Source organism: Streptomyces sp. A1136 (assembly GCF_004795055.1).
Lineage (GTDB): Bacteria > Actinomycetota > Actinomycetes > Streptomycetales > Streptomycetaceae > Streptomyces.
The window spans coordinates 1-21076 of sequence record NZ_SSBJ01000075.1; the positions used below are offsets into that span (position 1 = coordinate 1).

Consider the following 21076-nt stretch of genomic DNA (forward strand, 5'->3'; position numbering starts at 1 on the left):
AGGTGGCCGACCGACAGCATTCGACCTCGAGATCTACCGCCGCCGCAACACCGTCGAACGCAGCTTCAACCAGCTCAAAGGCTTCCGCGGCATCGCCACCCGCTACGAGAAGACCGCCACTTCATACAAAGCGGCGGTCACACTCGCATCACTTCTGCTCTGGGCAAGATCGATTTGAAGACGGACCCTAGTCTTCTGAGTCAGGAATTCTGTTCAAATAGCTGGCGAGGCGTTCGAGGATCTGGTCTGCGGTCTTGGTCCAGACGTAGGGCTGGGGGTCGGTGTTCCAAGCGGCGATCCAGTTGCGGATGTCCTTCTCCAGGGCCTGGACGGATCTGTGGACGCCTCGCCGTATCTGTTTGTTCGTCAGCTCGGCGAACCATCGCTCGACCAGATTGAGCCAGGACGACCCGGTTGGTGTGAAGTGCAGGTGGAACCGGGGGTGGGCCAGCAGCCAGGTCTTGATGGCCGGGGTCTTGTGGGTGGCGTAGTTGTCCAGCACCAGGTGGACCTCGAGGCCGGCCGGGACTTCCTTGTCGAGCTTGATGAGGAACTTCTTGAACTCCTCGGCCCTGTGGCGCCGGTGCAGTGAGCCGATCACCTTGCCGCTGGCCACCTCAAGAGCGGCGAACAGAGTGGTGGTGCCGGCCCGGACGTAGTCGTGGGTAGTCCGCTGCGGGACGCCGGGCATCATCGGCAGCACCGGCTGCGAGCGGTCCAGGGCCTGGATCTGCGACTTCTCATCGACACAGAACACCAGGGCCCGCTCCGGCGGGTCCAGATAGAGGCCGACGACATCGTGGACCTTGTCGACGAAGTACGGATCCGTCGACAGTTTGAAGGTCTCCGAGCGGTGCGGCTGCAGGCCGAACACCCGCCAGATCCGCGACACGGTCGACTGCGACAGACCCAGTTCCTTCGCCATGGAGCGTGTCGACCAGTGGGTCGCGTTCTTCGGGGTGGACTCCAGCGTCCTGGAAACCAGCGCGGCCACCTGCTCGTCCGTCACCGTCCGCGGTCCACCCGGACGCGGCATGTCACCCAGACCGGGGATCCGATACTGCACGAACCGCGCCCGTCAGCGGCCCACCGGCATGGGGAGTCGAACCGAGCCGAGCCGCCACGTCCTTGTTCGAGACGCCTTCGGCGCAAGCCAGGATGATCCGACACCTCAGGGCCCACGCCTGCGGCGTGGAACGGCGCCGCACCCACCCCTCAAGTGCAGCCCGCTCCTCATCCGACAACGTCAACTCGGCCTTCGGCCGCCCCGTCCGCGCCATACAACAAGCCTACACATCTGAACAGAATTCCTGACTCAGAAGACTAGGAGTTGTCGTCAAACCGCCATGTCCAATCAGGAGCGATGACCGGCAGCTTGGCAAGACTCGTTGAGCTCCACGGGCGGGAGCCATGATCCGCCATCAAACACTGTACGTAGCTGCCTCAAGACCCTTAGTGTGCGACCAGCCGGCTCCGAGCCACCCATGGGTGCATGAGTGCCGAGTAAGCAGTCCTACAGGCGAGAGGCAGAAGAACGCGCATGGCTACGGAAGATGGATTTGAGATGGAGGGAACGGTTGTGGATACCCTGCCGGACACCACGTTCCGCGTCGAACTTGAGAACGGTAGTGTCGTCTCCGCTCACCTCTCCGCTGCGATGCGAAAGAGCTACATCCGCGTCCAGACCGGCGACAAAGTCCGGGTGGAGCTCACGCCCTACGACCAAAGCAAAGGCAGGATCACGCATCGGGCGGGGTAACCCCCTCCACCTCCGACTGGGCGTTGTCGTTAGAGCGTCATGCCCACATCAGCAGCGATGCGAGGGTGACGGCTGCTTGGTAGAAGTGTGCGGTCTTGTCGTAGCGGGTGGCGATGCCTAGCCACTGCTTGAGGCGGTTGAAACACCGCTCCACCACGTTGCGACACTTATATACCCGCTTGTCGAAGGCTGGCGGACGGCCACCTCGGGGGCTGCGACGGATCCGGTTGCGGACCTGGTCGGATCTGTCGGGGATGGTGTGCCTGACGCCCCTCCGCCGCAGCCAGGTGCGGATCGCCTTCGAGCTGTAGCCCTTGTCGCCGACGCCACGGTCGGGCCGCACGCGCGGTCGGCCAGGACCGACGCGGGTGGTCGCCCCAAACCAGGCGGCCCTAATGCCCCGATCGGGAAAGGCCGCTGCAACGAGGAGCAGCGCGAGCGCGCCGGACATCACCTGGGCGGAACCGGCGTAGACGAGCCGGGGCATCACCGGGTGCCCGCACGTAACGGCCGCTCAAGCCGCGCTGCCGTTGCCGTCCCCGTACGCGAACTGCCGTGCCCGCCCGGTTGCCCGGTACGTGGGGCCGCCCCGGACGCTCGGGGCCACCCGGGGCGGTGTGGATCCGATTCTCGACGAGCGGGAGCAGAATCGTTTCCGCAACACGGCCGCCGCACGACCACCCGGGGACGACGGAGCACGGGTCTGGCGGGTCGCCGGCCGTGGCGGCGGTTCCGGCCGGTCTTCAGGCCGCGGCCGGAGGGAACGGGGATTGGGCGGTGCGGCGGTATTCGGCGTTGATGCGCTTTGCTTCCTCGAGTTGGTCTTCGAGGATGACGATCCGGCAGGCCGCCTCGATCGGGGTGCCCTGGTCGACGAGCTCGCGGGCGCGGGCGGCGATGCGGAGCTGGTAGCGGGAGTAGCGGCGATGCCCGCCCGGCGAGCGAAGCGGGGTGATCAGGCGGTGCTCGCCGATCGCGCGGAGGAAGCCTTGGGTGGTGCCGAGCATGTCGGCGGCCCGGCCCATGGTGTAGGCGGGGTAGTCGTCGTCATCGAGACGGCCGAACGGATCGTCTGCGGTCATCGCACCTCTCTGTGGAAGACGTGGAGGGGCCCTGGTGCCTATGGCACCAGGGCCCCGAAGGAACTACTCACACCATCTGCCGGCCCTGGTACTGCGCCGGCCTCATGTTTCCGCCCGCCCGACCTGAGCTTCGTCGGGGGTGCGGGGATCGCGGATGCGTGACCGGAGACCACCTCACTATCGATGTCCTGCGGTACCCGGACTCCGTTACTGCTCGTCCGGGCGATCCTGATGGCGCCCTGGTTCCTCCGTTCTTTCCCTCTGGATCACTCACTTACCAAACGGGAACTGCGTACTGCTCATACTGCGAACTGCTGCAACGCGGGTACTGCTCATACTGCTGAACTGCGTGTACTGCCGGGTGTTGCGTACTGCTGGTGACCTGTCAGAGCGCCACTTCGGCAGCCAGCCCCGTCGCCCATCCTGCGTCTGCTCTGGCTTAGAACCCCACTGCCGAACCTCCCGATGCGCGCGCCCGCAGCCGACGCCTTCACCGAGGTACTGCCCACTACTTCACTGCTGGTACTGCCACTGCGGGTACTGCTTGCGGCGGCCCCTGATCACTGCGGGCCACCCGGTCCGGTCACCAGTCCCGTCGCCGTCCTGCAACAACCCTGGCTTCGAAACTCCGTCACCGCACCGTCCTGCGCACTGCAACTACGGGTACTGCGTGTACTACTGCCCGGCAGTTCGTCTCTGCCAGGCCCTGCGGTCCTTCTCGGTTACGAGAGAAACCATAACCACCCGACCATCCAATGTCTACTCCAGCCGACACAGATTTCCGCGTGTTCGGGAGAAAGACAGTCACCCTCGAACGAAGCAAGGACACAGACGCCGATCCCACGGCACGCGCCACCCCCCGGGACCCCTGCATCAGCGCGCTCCCGACCCCGATGACACCAACCGACCCCGGGACCGGGCCAAGCCCCCCGAAGAAGGCCGGCGGTCAGCCCGCGAGACCGAGCCGGCCCGGCCCGGTTCAGGCGCTGCGGGGTTTGCGGCCGGCGCTCTTCTTCGCCGCAGCCTCCTTCACGGCCGTCTTCTTCGCCGCTGTCTTCTTGGTGGTCTTCTTCGCGGCGGGCAGGTCGTGGACGGTGGCATCGGCGCCGGTGCGGGAGGCTTTGGCCTCGCTGACGGACTTCTCCAGCATGGCCATCAGGTCCACGACCTCCGCCGAGGCCGGCTGGGGGGCTTCGACCGGCTCGGGCCGGGCGCCGGCGGTCTTGGCCTCGATCAGCTTCTCCAGCGCCTCGCGGTACTCGTCGCGCATCTCACCGAGATCCCTCCCGGAGAGGGTGTCCGCGAGCGCGACCGCCGCCTCGATCTCCTCGTCGGAGACCTCCACGTCCGGCACCTCGACCTGCCCGGAATCCCTGATTTCGTCCGGCCACCGCATCCCGTGCAACACGATCACATCGTCCAGCACCCTGAGCAGCCCGAGCCGCTCACGGTCGCGCATCGCGAACTTGGCCACCGCCACCTTCGAGGACCGCTCCAACGCCTGCCGCAAAAGCTCGTACGGCTTCGCGGCGACGCCTTCGGCGGCCAGGTAGTAGGAGGCTCCGATACGGATCGGGTCCATGCTTTCCGTGGGCACGAAAGCGACGATCTCGATCGCCTTCGCGGTGGGCAGGGGCAGCGCGTCCAGGTCCTCGTCGGTGACCGGGATGGTGCCCACCGCGGTCTCGTACCCGCGGGTGATCTCCTCCGAGGTCAACTCCTTGCCGTCGACCTCGCACACCTTGCGGTAGCGGATCCGGCCTCCGTCGGCGGTGTGGAACTGGTGCAGCGAGATCGAGTGCGACTCGGTAGCCGGGAAGACCTTGATCGGAATCGTGACCAGGCCAAAACTGATCGCACCAGACCAAATGGGGCGCATTTACGTTTCTCCTCGCGAAGGCTCTCATTCCAGCCTCGCACCCTCACCGGCCCCTCCACCGCCCCAGCGGGACCGGCTGGGCGCATGCCCGACACCCTGCCGTGTACCCCCCGCAGTCGGCCCGCCCGGGCAGCGCACGCCTGTGACGGTGGAGTGTGTCGAGCGTTGATCCGGCATGGACGAAGACTTCCTCGACACTCTCCTCGATGCCGCGGGCGAGACCCGACTCAAGCTGCTGACCGAGGACGAGGCCAGAGCGATCGTGATGCTCTTGGGCGCCCTTGAGGACGAGACCCGCTCGGAGGAGGTTCGTCGGGCGGCCGGCGAGATGCGATTCCGCCTCGGATCACGCCTGGGAGCCCCAGCGGACCTACGACCGGGCGCTGTCCTGAACGACAGGCGCCCGATGTTGTGCGTGAGGACCGTCTGCTGTCTCAGCCCGCAGCCGTGTCCGGTTCCGCCCCGAACTGGGGCACGTCCCGGGCCGCTAGGTCCAGGCGCAGGCGTTTGAAGCGGACGGGGTGGCGGTAGACGCCGCCGTGGTCGACGGCGGTGTCGACGCTGATCTCGGCGACCAGCTCGGGACGGACCAGGGTCACGTCCAGGGCGTCGCGGCTGCCCCACGCCGAGGCGAACCGCATGCCCGTCCACGGGTGGTCGGGGTCTGCCGCGGTCAGATTCTCGCCGACCAGGCGGGCCGCCTCCGGGCGCAGGGGGACCGTGCGGCCGATCGGGCGCAGGCGGTCGTGGATGTCGTGGCGGCCCAGGAGGAGGAGGTGGGGGCTGTCGAGCGTGCCGGGCGGCGAGGCGGGTTGGCCGGGTGGTGCGGAAGGGTCGTTACCTCTCGACTGGAGAATCGTTCCTTCAGGTGTCGCGATGGAGTGCACACCGCTCCCCCGCGGTGGGCGACACCGGCCCGGGCGGTCACCCTTCCCCCTGGGCCTCACCCTCTCTCCGCCCGCTTCGCCCCGCCACGGCCGAAGCCCGACCCCACGGGCTGCTACCCCTGGCTCTCGGCCGGCACCACAGTCCTTCTTCGAGTGCGGTGCGGGCGGTCGCCCGCCGTCCGGGCGGCCGCCCGCACCCGGACACCGGTCAGTGGTGGCGGTGGCCCCAGGACTCGGTGTCGACCGTGCGGCCGCGGTCATCGCGCAGCGTGGCGGTGTCGGCGTGGTTGTCCCAGATGTAGTCGCGGCGGTTTTGGTACAGGTCGGTGCGGGTGTCGTGGCCGGTGCCGGTGTGAATGCGGATGGTGGCGCGGCCGTTGATGCGGAGGTTGTCGAAGCGGTAGCGGTTGCCGTCCTCATCGCGCAGCGTCCACCCCCAGAGGTTGACCGCGTCGCGGGTGGTGTTGGTGATCTCCACCCACTCCCCGTTCAACGACCGGTTGGAGCGGTCGTCGCGTCCGGGGCTGTCGGCCTGGACCCGGCTGATCTCCACCCGCGAATGCCGGCCGTGGTCACGATCCTGAGCGGCCGCCGGCAGCGCGGCCGCGCCCACCACAGCCCCGGCGGCCAGAACGGTCGCGGCGATACGACGAACGGAGGAAGAAGCAGAAGACATAGGTGACGCTCCCTCAACAACAGTGCCCCACCCGCCGAAGCAGGAGACGGCAACCGGTGCGGAATCCCGGCCCCGGAATGAGCCGAGGCCCACACTCTCGACCCCGACCCGGCCAAGCGCAGCACCCTCTGAGGGCGGTTACCGAGCAGGGACATTTCCGTCACACTCGCCTGCACACCCCATACACACCTGCCCGGCGTGACCCTGACATGCGCCGCTCCCCACGCTCACCCGCCCCGCAAACGGCAACCGAAGACAGTGCACTCCGGCGCACCACCAGGCGCACTCCTGACCCGCCTCACCCATCCGGAGTAGTTGATCAAGTAACAGCCGTTCTGCGCAGTTCTTCGCACGCACACCCATAGCCCGCATGTCACTTCGACCACGGAACCGCTGCACCCCTCAGCGGCAGGCCGACCCTGCCCACGTTCAGGCACAGCGGCTCCTCCGCACGTAGGCGGGCTGCACCCGCGGGCCAAAGGCGCCGGGCCGTCGGTGTTCGCCGACCGCCGCGACGCCTTGGCGCGGCACACCGGACGAGGACCGCCGCAAGCCAGCTGTAAGGGGCGACAAGGCGCGGCACGGCTCAAGCGGAGTGGATGGTGCAATTGACAGGCCGGCGCCGGCACCGGGCCACCTGGTCACGCGCCCAGGTGACGGGGGTTGGGTCGATCAGCCCTTCGGGTCGGAGACGACGGGGTGCTCCCCAAGCCGGCAGTTGTTGGTGTGACGGCGTGTGCGGTGGTCGCGCAGGTTGGTCCACCAGGTGAGCCGGTCCGAGGAGTTCTGGGGGAAGACGCTCTGTACGGATGTCGCGGCCAGGACCAGGACCAGACATCACGACGCCCCACCACGGCGCCCCGGCCATCGCGGCGGCCAGGCCGCTGACCGCGGTGACCGACGCGGGCACCAGGTTCGGGGAGATGGCCATCATCAGACCTCACTTCCGGTTGCGTGTACGAATCGCCCTCGCGGTTCGCTGACACCAACCTCCCGGCGGGGTCGATCTTGCGGGAGTGGGAAGAGCTGATTCCCGGCGGATCGGCAACTTCCGTCCTCCGTCGACCTCTTCGGCCGATACGTTCCCGGCGTGTCACCGCATGCGTGACAATCGGGCAACCGCACCGCTCACAAGCAGCGTTCGGTGGGCCGGAGAGGGCCGGAGGGGGCTTGATGACGGACGAACCACAAGAGCGCGCAGCGGCGCTCTACGCGGCCGCGCTGCGCAAGGCGCTGGCCGGCTTCATCGCCTCAGGCGGGACCCAGAAGGAGATCGCCGCCGCCTTGAACGTGGCGCCCGCCACCCTCTCGCGCTACCTGAGCGGGGAACGGATCGCCCCCCGCACCTTCCTCCACGCTCTCCGGGGACACCTCGAAGCGCGTGCCATGCCCTGGACCCAGGAGGTCTACGAGAACCTCGACGCCCTGTGCGGCAAGGCCCATACCGCCAGCCGATCCCCAGCCGTCCAGCTCGCACAACTCAAAGAAGAAGTCACCCGCCTGCAACGCGAACAGCAACAAGCCCATCAAGTCGGCGAGGCACGCTTAGCCGACCTGGAGCGCCAGACGGCACAGCTTGCCCGGCAGCTGCAGGAGGCACTTGAGCGGGCGCGGAGCGCGGAAGGCTCGCGCGAGAGGCTTACGGCGAGGGTCAAGGAGCAGGACGAGAGTCTGCGGCACGCGCAGGACTACATCCATCAGGTTGAGGCGGAGCTCGCCCAGCAGCGCGAGGAGGCCCGCCGACTCCGAAGTCGGCATCCTGCGCGAACAGAACCGCCGCCTCGTCGAGGAGCGGCAGCAGGTTCCCGGGGCGTCAACGCAGGACACGAGCTTCGAGGCCACCCTCGCCGCGGCACATCAGCGGCGTCTCGCCGAGGAACAGGCAGGGCGCGGCGGACCTGGCCCGTCGCCCCTGTACGAGGAAGCGACGGCAGGGCGGCCACAGCCGCCCCCTTTCGTCTGGCCGGCGAAGCCGCCCCGTAGACACACCCGGCCCGCGTACACGCCCGTCCGCCACGTCCTCATCTTCCTCGTCCTGACGGCCATACCGTCCATGGCCGCACTCGCTTTCGGCGCAGGTCTGCATGCCACCCCCGGACCCAGCATCTGGAAGATGATCCTGGCCGCCGTGATCACACTCGCGGTGTGGACGGTGTGCTGGTCGACGATCACCTCACTCGCGAAGAAACACATCGCCCGCCGGACCCTCACCCTGCGAATGGCCCTCTGGCTGAGCATCATCACCACCCTGCTCCAGGTCCCAGGGATCACCCTCCCGCTCTTCCTCGGCAGCAACGACCTCGGAAACTGGCTCGCCGACACACTGGGACTGCTCTAACCCCAACAGGACGGCCTCCGGCTCACTGCGCCCAGCTTTCCCACAGTGCCGTCGCAGATGCGGCGCAGGCCGGCGGACCCCACGAAGCAACAGCCACAAAGCGTCTCGGGGGTGCCGGCTCCGTTCTCGCAAGTCAGCACCTGCCGGGGGGGGGGAGGGTCGCCAACTTGCCAGGCCGGCCCGGCGGCGTCGCTACGGCCAGTGCGTAGGCGCACCGCTTTGGAGCCGTGATCAGCCGGCATCCGACTCGGCGAAAGCTCGCGCATATGTGCGGATGGACACTCTTCCGAGTGAACCCTGCGGTGGCAGGGCGGATATCGGCGGTTCGGGCGGCGTCTAGGACGCGATGGAGCACCGCCAGGTGCTCCGGTCCCGAAAGATGGAGCCAGTTACATGACGGCGTTCATGGAGGCGGCCGGCCACATCCCGGCCGCCCTGAGCGCGCTGCACGCGCTGGGCGCACTGATGCGCCTGTGGCAGCACTGCAGGGTCGGAAAATCCGACCCGTGTGGGTGCGCCCTGCCGGCCGTCCGTGAGGACTCCGGCCGAAGCGGCAAGGGTGAGCCGTTGCTTGAGGTCCGTCTCGTACCGTCGCCCGCCACTGTGGTCACGGTGACGCTTGAGAGCCTGCCCGCGGGGGCGGTCGCCGTAGTGACCGTGACCGCTGTCCCCGGAGCCGGGGGGCGGAGGTCGTGGTAGGACCTGTGGTCGGTGACGGCCTCGACGGTGAGTCCGCCGTCCTCACCGACGTCGCGCAGCGGCTGATTGATCTGTTCCCGCGGTTCTCCGCGCGTGAACCGTATGCGCTGCAGCGCGACTTCCCCTGGCTGTCGCTGGCGTCATGCGAGGACGCAGTACAGGAGGGGTATCTGGCGACCGTCCGACTCGCGGTGGCGGGCCGACTGGCACAGAACACCGACCTGGTCGCTTACCTGCGCCGGGCCGCCCGTAACCGGGCCAAGTCCGAGATCCGCCGCCAGGCCCGAGCCGAACGGCGCCTGTCGGTCAAGGGGAGCGACGCACCCGGGGTCATCGCCGCAGCCGAGTTCCTCACCGAGCGGGAGCTACTCGAGGACCTTGTGATCCCCGCGATCCGGTCGATGAAGGAAAGCAGACGTCGCAAGGTGGTGGAGCTTCAGAGCCGCGGATGGACGGACGACCGGATCGCGGCCGAACTCGGGATACCCCTTTCGCGGCTGCGTCGTGACCGGTACGACGCGCTGCGCTTCCTGCGCCGCACACTCGCCCGGCATATCCGGGCCGGACTCGGAAAGAACCCCAAGCACGGAAAGAAGGGTGACTGATGTGAGCACGAACGACGACCACCGCGGCGGGCGAGGTCGCCCGGAGCCGGTGGTCCCGGCCGGGCTCGCGAACCTCTTGGCCCAGCTCGCCGGGCCGCCCGACCACTGGGACCGCCCCGAAGGCGACTTCGGGCCGCTCTCACACCTCTACCGGTTGACCAGGAGCGAACGCGACCTCGCCAACTCGCTGTACCGGACCGGCTCCAAAGCACTGGCGCGCGGTGAGCTGGAACGGGCGGTTGAATGTTTGGGCACGGCGGCAGAGGCCGGACACCCCGGCGCCCTCTTCCGGCTCGCCGTGGTGACCGCCAGGACGAACGCGCCGCTGGAGGATGTCCGGTTCCTCGTCGCCGAGGCGGCCCGACACGGCCACGGCGACGCCGAACGCCTCCTCGCCGCCACCGCCGGCCGCCTGGCCGGCCGCTGCGACATCGAGGACCCCGAATACATCGGCGAACTGCGCCAGGCACTCGGCCTGACATCCGGCCCCCCGCAGCTGCCCGTACGCGTGCACACCCCCACAGGCTTGGGCGACATGAAGCCCACCGGCAGGCAGGACAGTGCCATCGGCGCTGCCCGGCTGGTCCCCGTCCCCGTCCAGCGCCTCGCCCGTCACGACACCGTCCCGAGCCCCCGCCTCGACATCCCCCAGATGCCCGGCAACGGCGAATACACCAGAAGGGCGTCCCCAGCGCCCGCACCAGCACCGGAACCCGCACCAAGCGTCCGCACCACGGACGCCGAAGTCCGCCGCCCTGCGGCCGCATCCGGGCTACTGCTGGCCAAGCTTCCGGCTCTCACGCCTCCCACCGACGCCAACGCCGACGAGAACAGGGGGACGGCGAGGGCCGGACAACAGTGGTGGTCCGCCAACGCCCTGCGGCCCGCCCGACTCACCGGCCTGGCCCGGAACATGCCCGCCGCCCAGCAGACCGACCGGCAATGGGAAACCGTCGCCCGGGCCCGGGACCTACTGCACCTCATCAGCCAGGCCGGCGGCATCTCCACACGCGAGATCACCCGCCGCACCGGGCTGAACTTCGCCGCGGCCACGCACCTCCTGCACTGGCTACGCGGTCAGCACCTCATCGAAAGCATCGCCGGCGACCACCACCCCGGGCCACGCCTGAAACTCACCACCGCCCCAGGAGGCGAACACGAACTGATCCGAGTCACCCTCGACGGCCTCTGCCGACACCTTGGCGCAGCCGTCTACTACTCCCAATACACCGACGGTGAGGTCCGCATCGTGACCTCGGCCTCCGGACCCAAGGCACCCCCAGTAGCCGAAGGCGTGCCCTTCCCGCACGTCGCACACGCCTCCGCGGTCGGCAAGAGCCTGCTAGCGCAGCTCGACTTCGACGGCCGCATGGACCACCTCACCCGATACAAGCCCAGAGCCCTCACCGGCCGGACCATCACCGACCCCGGACGGCTCTTCGCCGAGCTCGACGTCCACGGCCCGCAGGCAGGCCAGTTCGACCTCCAGGAGTATTCCGAACGCGAATTCTGCGCCGCGTTCCCCCTGGCCATGCCCGGCCGCGCCGCGTGCATCGCCCTGTCCCTACCCGCCCACCTCCACCCACGACTACTGGAGTCCGCGCACGCCCTCAGCCAAAACTCCGCAGGCCTCCTCCTGGCCCTACTACTCGCCGACACCGCCGATATCGGCCCTTCCGTCCAAACCCCAGGAACCGGACCGATCTCCTGGCCCGCAGACGCCACAGTCGCCCTAGCACTGCCCTGACCAACCCACCTCCGGCGTGCTGGTGCCGCACCAGCACGCCGGACCTCTCACAGGGCCGACCACGCGCACCGAAGACGCGAGCCGTCATGCGCGCCGCCGAGCAGTCGACTATGCCGAAGATCCGATCGTGGAATCTCGGGCCGGACCGCCGTCCCAGACCGACTGCCACCATGACGAGGCGGGCAACCCTATCCCTCTCCGTCGACACCGCCGCCTGGGACCAGAGTCGAGCAAAGACCACACCCCAGCGCACTCACCCCAACCGGCGACGGCGTACTCCGCCCCACTCAGCCAGCCGCCGCAGCCGGGCCGGCTCCAAGAAGTGGCACGTCATCCACCGTGACGTCCAAGCGCAGTCGTTTGAAGCGGAGCGGGTGGCGCCAGACGCCTCCCCGGTCGATCGAGCGGTCGGCGCTGATCTCGGCCACCAGGTCGGGGCGGACCAGGCGGACGTCCAGGACGTCACGGCTCCCCCAGGTCGCGGCGAACGTGACGCCCTCCCAGGGACGTCCGGAGTCGGCGACCGTCAGGTGCTCGGCGACCAGGTGGGCCGCCTCCGTGCGCAGTGGGACGGTGCGGCCGACCGCGCGGAGCCGGCCGTCCGGGTCGTGGCGGCCGAGGACGAGGAGCTGGGGGCGGGTGAGGGTGCCGGTGATGGCGCCGGTGATCGCTTCGGTGGTGTCCCGTCGTCTGACCTTGGTCCACGCCCCCCTGTGGCCTGGCATGTAGCGGCTCTGGGGTTTGACCACGATGCCTTCGACGCCGGACACATCCGTCCACGACTCCAGCCACTCCCGGGCCTTGGCCGCATCCGTGGTCATCGGACACAGGGTCCACGGGGACGTCAGGGCGTGGTCGGCGAACAAGGCCTCCAGGCGGGCGCGGCGCTCCACGTAAGGCAGGTCGAGCAGCTCCCGGCCGTCGAACTGCAAGACGTCGAACACCACGAAAAGGGCCGGCAGCTTCGCGGCCAGCGCGGAGGCGCTGCGGGTACGGGCGGCGGCCCGACGCTGCAACCCCTCGAACGACAAGACGCCCGCCTCCACGTCCCACACAAGCAACTCGCCGTCCAGGACCAGGCCGGCGGGGAGCTGCGCCTCGGCGGACGCGACGAGATCGGCGAACGCGCCCTGGACCAGAGCACCGCGGCGGGTCTGGAGCAGCACCCGCCCACCCGGCCCGGCCCGGGTGAACACCAGCGCCCGGTACCCGTCGAACTTCTGCTCATACGCCACCTTCGAGGCGAGCGGACGCACCGGCGGGATCACCTAAGCGGCCTGCGCCAACATCGGCTCCACCGGCGGACGCAACACCATCCCCAAGGCTTCTCTCGTCCTCGACGCCGGCGCCAGCCTGTCCGATGTCCTGTCTCACTGAAGGTTGGCCGATCTCGCTGAAGGTTGACCAGTGCCTTCCGATCAGCGCAGGCGTGTAAGTCGCAACCGAGCTTCGTTGCGGACATCGGGTTCTCTGTCCGCTGCCAGCGTCTGAAGTTGCGCGATCATCTCGGCGCCGTCCCCTCCGGTCGCCCAGCGCGGGTCACCGTCCAGTTCCGCAGCGAGCTGATCGGCGGTTCCCTGGTCAGAGACCACTGCACGGGCAGCGAGCACTGCACGCAGGCCGGCCAGATCTCTGCGAGCCAAGAGAGCCACCGCGGTATCCGAGGTCACCCCGGTGTCCTGAGCGTCTAGCAACAGACGGTGCAGGACACCGGCGACACTCTCAATCTGCGGGGCTGCCGCCAGATGTCGCCCTGCGGCGGCCCTCACAGACCAGTCCGGCGATTCCGCTGCGGCGATCGCGTCGCGAAGCCCTTGCTCGGTGAAGTCATCCACGCCACCAGGCTGTCAGGGATGTCTCGATCACGCTTCGTTGAGACAACACCGCAGCGGTCAATCTTCAGTGAGATTGGTCAACCTTCAGTGAGACGGGACACCCGAGCCGCTCGACAGCGGGGGCTGAACTGGGCCAAAAAATCGAACGCCCGCCGCCAGAGGCCGGCGACGTCTCTTGTGCCTCGTCAGCCCGGCCAGGTGCCCGTCAGGTGTCCGAGTGGCGCCTGGCCGGTCGACGGCGGCCTCGACCACGGCGAAGATCGCTCCAGGAGGGCTGCGGCCAGGAGAATCTCCTGCCAGGAACGGCCCTGGTCGGTGGCGTCGGGGGCGTCATCGTCGTGCCCGAGCAACTTCCACGCCTGCTTGAACGCCGCGCCGGCGAGCATTCCGCTGGCCGCTCCCAGGGCCAGACCGACCGGCTTGTAGGCGACCTTCGATGCCTTCACCGGCACCGCCGGCTGCGCCGGATGAGCAGGAAGACCACGAGCGCGGCGGCCGCGGCGAGCAGCGGGGTGCGCTTCGCCCGCGCCATGCTCACAGCCTGTCCGGCCTTCTCGCATACGGCGTCGGGGGTCTTGTCCGCCGCAAGCTGCCCGGCACGGGACGCCGTGGCACGGACCTGCGCCGCAGCTGCGGTCGCCTTGTCGAGGACCGGGTCGGGGGTCTTGTCCTTCACCAGCTGTTTCGCCTGTTCCGCCTTGTCGCGGACCTGGCCGGTGAGGTGAGCGGCCTTCTCCGCAGCCTGCTCCTTGACCGCGGCGGCCTGCTCCTGCGCCCGGGCCTTGACGTCGGCTTTGGCTGCCAGCGCCTCGACGGTCTGGCCCAGCTCGTCGCGAGTGTGCTCGACCTGCTGGCGCAGCTCCTCGGGAGTGGGGGCGGACTCGCTGCCGCGGGACTTGTCGCTCATCGTTGGGTTTTCTCCTTGATCTCGGCCACATCGGCCTTGACACTGTCGATGGTCTGCTCAGGCACGGGCGGCCCGGCCTTGGCGATCTGCTTCTTGCCGGCCAGAGCCATGACTGCGGCGACCGCTGCCAGCACGGCGGCCACGATCAGAGCCGCAGCCCACACCGGGAGCAACAGCGCCACGGCGGCGATCACAGCGCCGGTCAGGGCCTGCGCGGCCAGGAACCCGGTCAGGCCCGCGCCGCCGAACAGGCCGCCGCTCACCCCGAACCGTTTGCCCTTCGCGGTCATCTCCGCCCGGGCCAGCTGCATCTCCTCGCGCACCAGCTCCGAGATCTGCTGCGACGCGCGGGTCACCAGCGCGCCTACCGAGTCATCGGCGTCTTGTGTCTTCACCCTGTACTCCCACAACTGCCTAACTGCACTGACCGGTGATGGCTGCACGATGGCGGCCATCGACGCCGCATGGGCGGCGCCGCGCCGCTCAGCTGCCCTGGTTGGTCCCGGTGGTGTCCTGGATGGGGGCGTCGGCGTTGCGTTTGACCGAATCGATTCAGTTCAAGCAGGAACGGCGCGTCTCGTAGTGCTCGCTGGTCGCGATGACTGCCCGTTGGTCGGGATCAGAACGAAGTGACAGCCCTTGCCGCTCTGGTGCCGGACCTCGAAGCGAGCCGCCATGACAGATCCTCCTCTTTGAGATGGACACGCTGCTGTCAGGGGCGCCGCTACCCCGCGACCGGCCGGGCCCCCGCCCCTCGGCGGAGCTTTACCCCAGGCGGGGTATGAGCAGGCGGGGTGCGGTCCATCCCAGTGCGGCCGCGGCCAGCCCGATCGCGGCTCCTGCTGCGACGTCGGAGGGGTAGTGCGCGCCGTCGTGGACGCGCTCGATCGCCACCAACACCGTCGGTACGGCGCAGGCGGCGCCCGCCCACGGCCAGATCGGAGCCACGGCGGCGGTGAACGCGACAGCCGCGGCGGTGTGCCCGGAAGGGAAGGAGGAGCTGTCCGGCCGCTCCTCTACCTCGTCGTGCGGGAACCATTGCTTCGGCGGGCGGCGGCGCTGGATCAGCTGCTTGGCGACTCCATTGGCGAGCACCTGCCCTACCGCCATGCCGGCGATCCCCGCCGTCGCGGCCCGGCGGCCCCTCCGGCCGCCCCCGGCCGCCATGAGGACGGCTGCCGCCCACCACAGTTTCGTGTGCTCGGCCGCATCCTCCACCGGGGGCAGCAGGCCGCGCGCCCAGACCGAATCCCAGGACGCCATGTGTTTGGTCAGCTGCCTCTCGCCCGCGCGCAGGGAAGTCAGAATCCTCATACCGATCAGCTTCCCCCAAGACAGCGGTTCAGACGGTGATCACTCCATGCGGCGCCGCTCCTCGTCACTCCACTTACGGGTGTCGCGCGGCCGGACGTAGGGCTCCTCTCCCTCAGGGTGGCCGCCGGCGATCGCGCGCTGGCGGGCCATCTCCGCATCGAACTCCAGCCCCAAAAGGATGGCGATGTTGGTGATCCACAACCACACCAAGAAGACGATCACGCCGGCCAGGGTGCCGTAGGTCTTGTTGTACGAGCCGAAGTTCGCGACGTAGAACGCGAAACCGGCCGAGGCGATCATCCAGATCAGCAGAGCCAGGAAGCTGCCCGGCGTCACCCACTTGAACCCGCGACCCTCGGCGTTCGGAGCAGCCCAGTACAAGATCGCGATCATGATCGTGACGAGAAGGATGAGGACCGGCCATTTGGCGATCGACCACACCGTCAGCGCACTGTCACCGATCCCCAGGGCCGTGCCGACCTGGCGTGCCAGGCCGCCGGTGAAGACCACGATCAGCGCGCTGACGACGGCCAGGATCATCAGCACGACGGTCAGGGCCAGGCGCAGCGGCAGCACCTTCCACACCGGGCGGCCCTCGGGCATGTCGTAGACGGCGTTGGAGGTACGGATGAACGCGGCCACGTACCCGGAGGCGGACCAGATGGCGACGGCGAGGCCCACGATCGCCAGGAGTGAGCCGACGCCGCTGTTGCCCTGCAGCTGGTGGACCGCGTTGCTGATCACATCCCGCGCCGAGCCGGGCGTGAGCTTTTCCAGGTTGTCCAGGACCTGCTTGGTCGCCGACTTCCCGGCGATGCCCAGCAAGGAGATGAGGACCAGCAGGGCCGGGAAGAGGGCCAGCACGCCGTAGTAGGTCAGCGCCGCGGCCCGGTCGGCCAGCTCGTCGTCCTTGAACTCCTTCAGGGTGCCGCGTAGCACGGCCAGCCAGGACCGCTTGGGCAGTTCGCTGAGCTGGTCCGGGGCCCGCTCCTCCACCCGTTCATCCGGGCCCACATTGTTCTGCCGGCCCGCGTCATTGCGGTCGCGGTCGTCTCCGTGCCCTGATTTCGGTGTCATAGGTGCCATACCCGGCGGCTTTCCACCACGGGACCTCCCATGCCTCGCCCTCCCCACAGGTCCGGAAACCATGTTTGGCATGTTTGGTACTGGCGTGCCGTGGAAACGCAGGACTGCACCTGCCGGGTTGCGTGCGCGGTCGGTGGCGCAGTCCTTGGCAGGAAGGACGGGCAGGGCCTGGTGGATCGAAGGCCACCTTGTCGATGCGCTGTTCGGGGCCGCTGTTGAGCGTGGAGTCGAGTTCCTTGGCCAGGTACTCGGGGCTGCGGGGAGACGCCTTCGTAGCAGGAGCCCGGGTGCCGCGCCGCGTCCTATGCGGTCACTGTGCGCGGTGTGCAGGGTGGATTTGGCGCTTGTGGGATCAGTCCGCAGAGTGAGCCGCCCTCCTCGGACCTTGTCCGGCGAGGGCGGCGCGAATCGAACAACGGTCTACGGGAGCGAGCGTGCGTCAGCCCTTGGCGATGGCCATGCCGAGGAAGATACCGACGATCAACGCGGCACTGCCGGCACCCATCACCGCCCAGGTCCCGCCGTGGGCGGCGGTGAACGTGGAAGTCATCCCCGCCTGCGTGGCGGCCTGCGTCGCCTGCGCACCGGCCATGGAAGCCTCCTGGACGGCCAGCGCCGTCTCCAACTTCTGGACCTTGCTCTCCAGCTCGGATGTCTCCACCGTCAACTCCTCTCTGCCTGTGCCGGCCGATTCCGGCATCAACCCCCATCCCTTCCCCACCCCAGCCAAGCCGTCGCGGGCACAGAACGGGAACACCCGATTGCCGAACCGAGCAGCAGACCGGTTGATCCCCTGCGGGGCACCTGAAACCGCAGCCCCAACCCCTACTACTCGGCGCCGTTCGTCACGCTGTCGTCGGTGCCGACCGGCGGTTGCGGGACGGCTCGCAGCGCCGCCTCCAGGTCGTCGTGCAGGGGAAGGAAACGCTCGAGTCCCTCTGCGGTCAGCATGGCGCGCAGCCGGGGGGCGGGGGCGGCCAGGTGTACGGCCCCGCCCATGGCCGTGCAGCCGGCGGACGCGCCCGTGAGTACGTGGAGGCCGGCTTCGTCACAGGTTTCGAGGGCGTGGACGTCCAGGATCAGGACGGTCAGGTCGCGGGCGAGGCAGTAGCCGATGACCCCTCGCAGCTGCCAGCCGGAGATACCGTCCAGGCGGCCGCTCAGCGTGATCACGGCGAGCCGGTCGTGGGTGTGGGTGACGTCGGCGGTCAGGGTGCCGTCCCCGTCGCGGGTGCGGCGGTGCAGACCTCCCGCCGCCGGCTCGGCGGAGTGCTCTGTCATGCGGCTGCCGGTCCGTTGGCCAGGAGGGTGTCCGTGCCGGTGGTGGTGAACAGGTCCCTCATCCACGGGATGCGCACCTCCCTCACCGTGTGGCGGATGCCGCGGTCGCGGGCGTCGGCTCGTGCGCGAAGGCCGGCGCTGTCGCAGAAGGTCACCTGGCTGAAGTCGATGTCGATGCGGGGTGTGCCGGCGGCCAGGGCTTTGTCGAGGGCTTCTTGCGGCAGGGGTCCGGTGCCGATGTCGATCTCACCGATGACGGTGACGATTGTTCTCTCGGCGACGGTGCGAGTGGCGGTCCGGAAGTCCTCGCCGGTTCTCACCGCTGCCGCCCGCGCTCGTCGGCCCCGGCCAGCCGGCCGCAGACCCAGGCGGGCCGCCTCGCCGATACGGCGCAGGCCCCAGCCCTCGGCCCGGGCCGCAGCCATCGAACCGTCCAAAGCCCGACCGGTCACCGCCTCCAGAGCGTCGCGCAGCTCGGCCACCGCTCGAAGCTGGCTCTCGGGCGCCAGCCCGTCCGGCACAGACCTCGGCTACGTCCGCCTTCAGCGAGGCGATCCGCGCGGTGACTTCCATGTTCCCCACTGTCTCCCCCGCCCAGGGACGAATGTCAAGAATATTGACATCCCGGTCACACAGTCGTCACTGTCTGTAGTTGCCGCTGGTGGAATAGGCGGTCTACCGGTCGATCCCGTCGCGATGCCTCCCGGGCGCGGGCGGCTTCCCGCGTCTTTCCTCGCGACGTTTGGGAGGTTCTTTTCGGGTAGGCGCCGGGCGCGGCCGCACCGGTGGCTCTTCCAGCCCAGGCCGCTCGGAAGGAGATGATCGCCATGCGCAGTCGTCTGCTGATCACGGCGGCCCTCGCGGCTGTGGTATCAGGTGTTTGCGGGCCGGCAACACTGGCCGCTGCGCCCTTCGACGGCCAGGACACGGCGTTCGTGCGGTCCGCGCATCAGAGCAACTTGGCGGAGATCGCCGCCGGTCAGGACGCTCAGAAGCACGCCACGACCTCCTGCGTGAAGCAGGTGGGCGCGAAACTGGTCGCCGATCACCAAAAGCTCGACACCGACCTGAAGACGCTCGCCGCCCAGTCGAAGGTGCCTCTGCCGACCATGCCCACGGCCGAGCAGCAGCAAAAACTCAAGGCGGTCCAGGAGAAGGCCGGGACCGCGGGCTACGATGCCGCCTGGCTCAGCGACCAGGAAGCCGGCCACACCAAGACCCTCGCGTTGATCGACACGCAGATCAAGACGGGCACCGACACCGCCGTCACCAACGCCGCCAAGAAGGCACGCCCCGTCGTCGTCATGCACCTCGACATGGTCCGCGGCGGGACCTGCCACACCATGTCCTGAAAACGTCCCCCACCGCCAGGCCGCCCAGGACAACGGCGAGCGACACCAGGCAGGTCGTCGACCAGTCGGCCGATCTCCGGAAACGGTCGCCACGCGGCGTCCGGCTCCCGCGTGTGATGCACGCTGGGGGTTCGGGGCGCAGGCGGGGCTCGTCGGTGGCCGCTGCGGCTGAAGCCCTTGCACCGTCTGGACGTTCGGCCGACGGTGCCGGCGGGGAGACCGGGTGCGCAGCGCGGCGGGCGAGGCAGGAATCGCGGGAGTCCTGATGGCTGAAGTATCGGCATCAGGAAGCCCCGTGGCTACCTGCTGCCGAAGCGCCTCGCGCATGTTTGGCACGCGGCGTGATGTCCGCTGTGTCTCGGCCCACTCGCGGTCCCGGGCCGGCTACGGGCAGCCAGACCGATGTGTCAGTCCGTAGCCATTGGCGCGTCTGTTCGGGGGTCGTGGGCGTGGGCATCGAGGGCACGGGCGCGGACGGGGGAAGGGCTCTCCGTGTACAGCCGGGCGCGCTGCCTGGAGGCGATAGAAAGGATGTCCTCGTGTCGCAGGTCGAAGAGTCCGTCGAGGTCGACGTCCCCGTACGAACCGCGTACAAGCAATGGACGCAGTTCGAGTCGTTTCCGCACTTCATGGAGGGCGTGGAGCGGATCGAGCAGCGCACCGACACCATGACGCACTGGGTGACGAAGATCGGCGGGGTCACGAAGGAGTTCGAGGCGAAGATCACCGAACAGATCCCCGACGAACGGGTTGCATGGACCACGCTGGGCGGGGAGGCCAAGCACGCCGGGGTGGTCACCTTCCACCGCCTGGCCGACGCGAAGACCAAGGTGATGCTGCGGCTCGACTACGACCCGGAGGGCTTCGCGGAGAACCTCGGCGACAAGCTCGGCTTCGTCAAGCGGCAGGTCGCCAGCGACCTGAAGAGGTTCAAGGACTACATCGAGGACCGCGGCCGTGAGACCGGCTCCTGGCGCGGCGAGGTCTGAGACCAGACCCGAGCCGGCCTGGTGAAACCCTGCTTCCCCGCCCCCTGCATCGCTTCCGGGCCTGGAACGATGCAGGGGGGCATACCCGCCGGTGAAGAGACCGAGGCAGCCGACTTCGGGAGCTCCAGTCTTGGTTCTTTGAACGGAAATCCCGCGGTGGACCAGTAAGCATCGCAAGGCCGTGCGGCTGATCGGGATCCGGCGCGGGCGGCCCCGGGCCGCGGTGTTGCGCCGAAGGTGATTGGCGAGCTTGCGGATCGATCAGCGAGTGAAGGGCTTGCCGACCCGAGTCGGGCGGGTGGTGGCCGTCTCGATGACGAAGTTCATTGAGCAGGTGGGAACGGCCTGCCGCCCACTGAGGGTTGACGGCATGCGAGCCCGATCTCGTTGAAGCGGTGAATCACGTCGCGGACGGTGTCCTCGTCCGCCTCGACCAGTCGAGCGATGACCGGGACAGGTCAGAGCAGGGTCAGCAGGACGGCTGCGGTGAAGCCGATGGCACAGGCGCCAATACAGATGCCGATCAGGCGGGTCCGAAAATCGGCGTACCGGCGGCTGTACCGGGTTTGTAGTTCCTCCCCGCGTTCGATGATGGCGCGCAGTGCTTCTTTGCGGAGGCGGAGATGGTGCTGGGCGAAAA

The 21076-nt window shown here is 68.6% G+C and carries 23 protein-coding genes and 4 pseudogenes; 9 read left to right on the plus strand and 18 right to left on the minus strand.

Annotated elements, in window-relative coordinates:
• Positions 1-178, plus strand: a 178-nt coding sequence (locus E6R62_RS36310; RefSeq protein WP_168714296.1) for a transposase, incomplete at its 5' end; no start/stop codon positions are given.
• A gap of 9 nt (positions 179-187) precedes the next feature.
• On the opposite strand, the pseudogene E6R62_RS36315 reads toward E6R62_RS36310, so the two are convergent.
• Positions 188-1280, minus strand: a pseudogene (locus E6R62_RS36315) (IS630 family transposase).
• Positions 1281-1540: 260 nt separating this feature from the next.
• Between E6R62_RS36315 and infA the strand changes: the two are divergent.
• Positions 1541-1759, plus strand: a complete 219-nt coding sequence (infA, locus tag E6R62_RS36320) for a translation initiation factor IF-1 (RefSeq protein ID WP_136217727.1) — start codon at positions 1541-1543, stop codon at positions 1757-1759.
• A gap of 37 nt (positions 1760-1796) precedes the next feature.
• Here the strand turns inward: infA and E6R62_RS36325 are convergent.
• The 5 genes and pseudogenes from E6R62_RS36325 to E6R62_RS36350 all read right to left on the minus strand — a co-directional run.
• Positions 1797-2126, minus strand: a pseudogene (locus tag E6R62_RS36325) (transposase); the annotation flags it as partial.
• Between the two features lie 376 nt (positions 2127-2502).
• On the minus strand, positions 2503-2841 hold the full coding sequence (locus E6R62_RS36330) for a MerR family transcriptional regulator (protein ID WP_136217588.1): 339 nt from the start codon (positions 2839-2841) through the stop codon (positions 2503-2505).
• Positions 2842-3820: 979 nt separating this feature from the next.
• Positions 3821-4720: a Ku protein gene (locus tag E6R62_RS36335; RefSeq protein WP_136217729.1), complete on the minus strand. Its 900-nt coding sequence runs from the start codon at positions 4718-4720 to the stop codon at positions 3821-3823.
• 434 nt (positions 4721-5154) lie between these two features.
• Positions 5155-5607: a hypothetical protein gene (locus tag E6R62_RS36345; RefSeq protein WP_136217730.1), complete on the minus strand. Its 453-nt coding sequence runs from the start codon at positions 5605-5607 to the stop codon at positions 5155-5157.
• A 208-nt stretch (positions 5608-5815) separates the two neighbouring features.
• Entirely contained in the window at positions 5816-6283 is a 468-nt protein-coding gene (locus E6R62_RS36350; protein WP_136217731.1) for a lamin tail domain-containing protein, read from the minus strand.
• A gap of 1173 nt (positions 6284-7456) precedes the next feature.
• Here E6R62_RS36350 and E6R62_RS36355 point away from each other — a divergent pair.
• From E6R62_RS36355 to E6R62_RS36375, 5 genes are all read left to right on the plus strand, one after another.
• On the plus strand, positions 7457-8266 hold the full coding sequence (locus tag E6R62_RS36355; protein WP_136217732.1) for a helix-turn-helix transcriptional regulator: 810 nt from the start codon (positions 7457-7459) through the stop codon (positions 8264-8266).
• A gap of 70 nt (positions 8267-8336) precedes the next feature.
• Positions 8337-8621, plus strand: coding sequence for a hypothetical protein (locus tag E6R62_RS36360; RefSeq protein ID WP_136217733.1), 285 nt, complete (start codon positions 8337-8339; stop codon positions 8619-8621).
• A gap of 393 nt (positions 8622-9014) precedes the next feature.
• A complete protein-coding gene (locus tag E6R62_RS36365; protein ID WP_136217734.1) occupies positions 9015-9320 on the plus strand; it encodes a hypothetical protein in 306 nt (101 codons plus the stop codon).
• The gene (locus E6R62_RS36370) at positions 9314-9925 is read left to right on the plus strand and encodes an RNA polymerase sigma factor (protein ID WP_136217735.1); all 612 of its coding nucleotides are present in this window, start codon (positions 9314-9316) and stop codon (positions 9923-9925) included. Before E6R62_RS36365 ends, E6R62_RS36370 begins: the two co-directional genes overlap by 7 nt.
• A gap of 1 nt (position 9926) precedes the next feature.
• Positions 9927-11672, plus strand: a complete 1746-nt coding sequence (locus tag E6R62_RS36375; RefSeq protein WP_136217736.1) for an IclR family transcriptional regulator C-terminal domain-containing protein — start codon at positions 9927-9929, stop codon at positions 11670-11672.
• 287 nt (positions 11673-11959) lie between these two features.
• Here E6R62_RS36375 and E6R62_RS36380 read toward each other — a convergent pair whose 3' ends face one another.
• From E6R62_RS36380 to E6R62_RS36425, 10 genes and pseudogenes are all read right to left on the minus strand, one after another.
• The gene (locus E6R62_RS36380) at positions 11960-12928 is read right to left on the minus strand and encodes an RNA ligase family protein (protein WP_240802107.1); all 969 of its coding nucleotides are present in this window, start codon (positions 12926-12928) and stop codon (positions 11960-11962) included.
• Between the two features lie 162 nt (positions 12929-13090).
• Positions 13091-13507: a hypothetical protein gene (locus tag E6R62_RS36385; protein WP_136217737.1), complete on the minus strand. Its 417-nt coding sequence runs from the start codon at positions 13505-13507 to the stop codon at positions 13091-13093.
• Positions 13508-13692: 185 nt separating this feature from the next.
• Positions 13693-13953 (minus strand): annotated as a pseudogene (locus E6R62_RS36390) (DUF4235 domain-containing protein).
• Positions 13950-14414: a DUF3618 domain-containing protein gene (locus E6R62_RS36395; protein ID WP_136217738.1), complete on the minus strand. Its 465-nt coding sequence runs from the start codon at positions 14412-14414 to the stop codon at positions 13950-13952. Before E6R62_RS36395 ends, E6R62_RS36390 begins: the two are co-directional and overlap by 4 nt.
• On the minus strand, positions 14411-14869 hold the full coding sequence (locus E6R62_RS36400; RefSeq protein ID WP_136217739.1) for a phage holin family protein: 459 nt from the start codon (positions 14867-14869) through the stop codon (positions 14411-14413). The genes E6R62_RS36395 and E6R62_RS36400 overlap by 4 nt, the downstream gene beginning before the upstream one ends.
• A 310-nt stretch (positions 14870-15179) precedes the next feature.
• A complete protein-coding gene (locus tag E6R62_RS36405) occupies positions 15180-15728 on the minus strand; it encodes a phosphatase PAP2 family protein (RefSeq protein ID WP_240802108.1) in 549 nt (182 codons plus the stop codon).
• A 39-nt stretch (positions 15729-15767) separates the two neighbouring features.
• Positions 15768-16805 carry a YihY/virulence factor BrkB family protein gene (locus E6R62_RS36410; RefSeq protein ID WP_136217746.1) on the minus strand — a complete coding sequence of 346 codons (1038 nt, stop codon included), beginning with the start codon at positions 16803-16805 and terminating at the stop codon, positions 15768-15770.
• A 448-nt stretch (positions 16806-17253) separates the two neighbouring features.
• On the minus strand, positions 17254-17475 hold the full coding sequence (locus tag E6R62_RS36415) for a hypothetical protein (protein ID WP_136217740.1): 222 nt from the start codon (positions 17473-17475) through the stop codon (positions 17254-17256).
• Positions 17476-17642: 167 nt separating this feature from the next.
• A complete protein-coding gene (locus E6R62_RS36420; protein WP_136217741.1) occupies positions 17643-18095 on the minus strand; it encodes an STAS domain-containing protein in 453 nt (150 codons plus the stop codon).
• A complete protein-coding gene (locus E6R62_RS36425) occupies positions 18092-18577 on the minus strand; it encodes an STAS domain-containing protein (protein ID WP_136217742.1) in 486 nt (161 codons plus the stop codon). Before E6R62_RS36425 ends, E6R62_RS36420 begins: the two co-directional genes overlap by 4 nt.
• Before the next feature lie 345 nt (positions 18578-18922).
• On the opposite strand from E6R62_RS36425, the gene E6R62_RS36430 reads away from it, so the two are divergent.
• Together E6R62_RS36430 and E6R62_RS36435 are read left to right on the plus strand one after the other, a co-directional pair.
• Positions 18923-19447 (plus strand): DUF4142 domain-containing protein, encoded by a 525-nt coding sequence (locus E6R62_RS36430; protein WP_136217743.1) that lies wholly within the window; start codon positions 18923-18925, stop codon positions 19445-19447.
• Positions 19448-19986: 539 nt separating this feature from the next.
• Complete coding sequence (locus E6R62_RS36435) at positions 19987-20436, plus strand: SRPBCC family protein (RefSeq protein WP_136217744.1); 450 nt, start codon at positions 19987-19989, stop codon at positions 20434-20436.
• Positions 20437-20562: 126 nt separating this feature from the next.
• Here E6R62_RS36435 and E6R62_RS36440 read toward each other — a convergent pair.
• Both E6R62_RS36440 and E6R62_RS40055 read right to left on the minus strand, forming a co-directional pair.
• Positions 20563-20882: pseudogene (locus E6R62_RS36440) on the minus strand (IS630 family transposase); the annotation flags it as partial.
• A gap of 12 nt (positions 20883-20894) precedes the next feature.
• On the minus strand, positions 20895-21076 hold a 182-nt coding region (locus tag E6R62_RS40055), incomplete at its 5' end, for a hypothetical protein (RefSeq protein ID WP_168714298.1).

Excerpts from the sequence above, each read along its gene's own strand:
- E6R62_RS36400 (WP_136217739.1), bottom strand. The coding sequence starts at position 14,869 with ATGGCCGCCATCGTGCAGCCATCACCGGTCAGTGCAGTTAGGCAGTTG.
- E6R62_RS36410 (WP_136217746.1), bottom strand. The coding sequence starts at position 16,805 with ATGACACCGAAATCAGGGCACGGAGACGACCGCGACCGCAATGACGCG.
- E6R62_RS36395 (WP_136217738.1), bottom strand. The coding sequence starts at position 14,414 with ATGAGCGACAAGTCCCGCGGCAGCGAGTCCGCCCCCACTCCCGAGGAG.
- infA (WP_136217727.1), top strand. The coding sequence starts at position 1,541 with ATGGCTACGGAAGATGGATTTGAGATGGAGGGAACGGTTGTGGATACC.
- E6R62_RS36405 (WP_240802108.1), bottom strand. The coding sequence starts at position 15,728 with ATGAGGATTCTGACTTCCCTGCGCGCGGGCGAGAGGCAGCTGACCAAA.
- E6R62_RS36420 (WP_136217741.1), bottom strand. The coding sequence starts at position 18,095 with ATGACAGAGCACTCCGCCGAGCCGGCGGCGGGAGGTCTGCACCGCCGC.
- E6R62_RS36430 (WP_136217743.1), top strand. The coding sequence starts at position 18,923 with ATGCGCAGTCGTCTGCTGATCACGGCGGCCCTCGCGGCTGTGGTATCA.
- E6R62_RS36335 (WP_136217729.1), bottom strand. The coding sequence starts at position 4,720 with ATGCGCCCCATTTGGTCTGGTGCGATCAGTTTTGGCCTGGTCACGATT.
- E6R62_RS36360 (WP_136217733.1), top strand. The coding sequence starts at position 8,337 with ATGGCCGCACTCGCTTTCGGCGCAGGTCTGCATGCCACCCCCGGACCC.
- E6R62_RS36330 (WP_136217588.1), bottom strand. The coding sequence starts at position 2,841 with ATGACCGCAGACGATCCGTTCGGCCGTCTCGATGACGACGACTACCCC.
- E6R62_RS36350 (WP_136217731.1), bottom strand. The coding sequence starts at position 6,283 with ATGTCTTCTGCTTCTTCCTCCGTTCGTCGTATCGCCGCGACCGTTCTG.
- E6R62_RS36365 (WP_136217734.1), top strand. The coding sequence starts at position 9,015 with ATGACGGCGTTCATGGAGGCGGCCGGCCACATCCCGGCCGCCCTGAGC.
- E6R62_RS36355 (WP_136217732.1), top strand. The coding sequence starts at position 7,457 with ATGACGGACGAACCACAAGAGCGCGCAGCGGCGCTCTACGCGGCCGCG.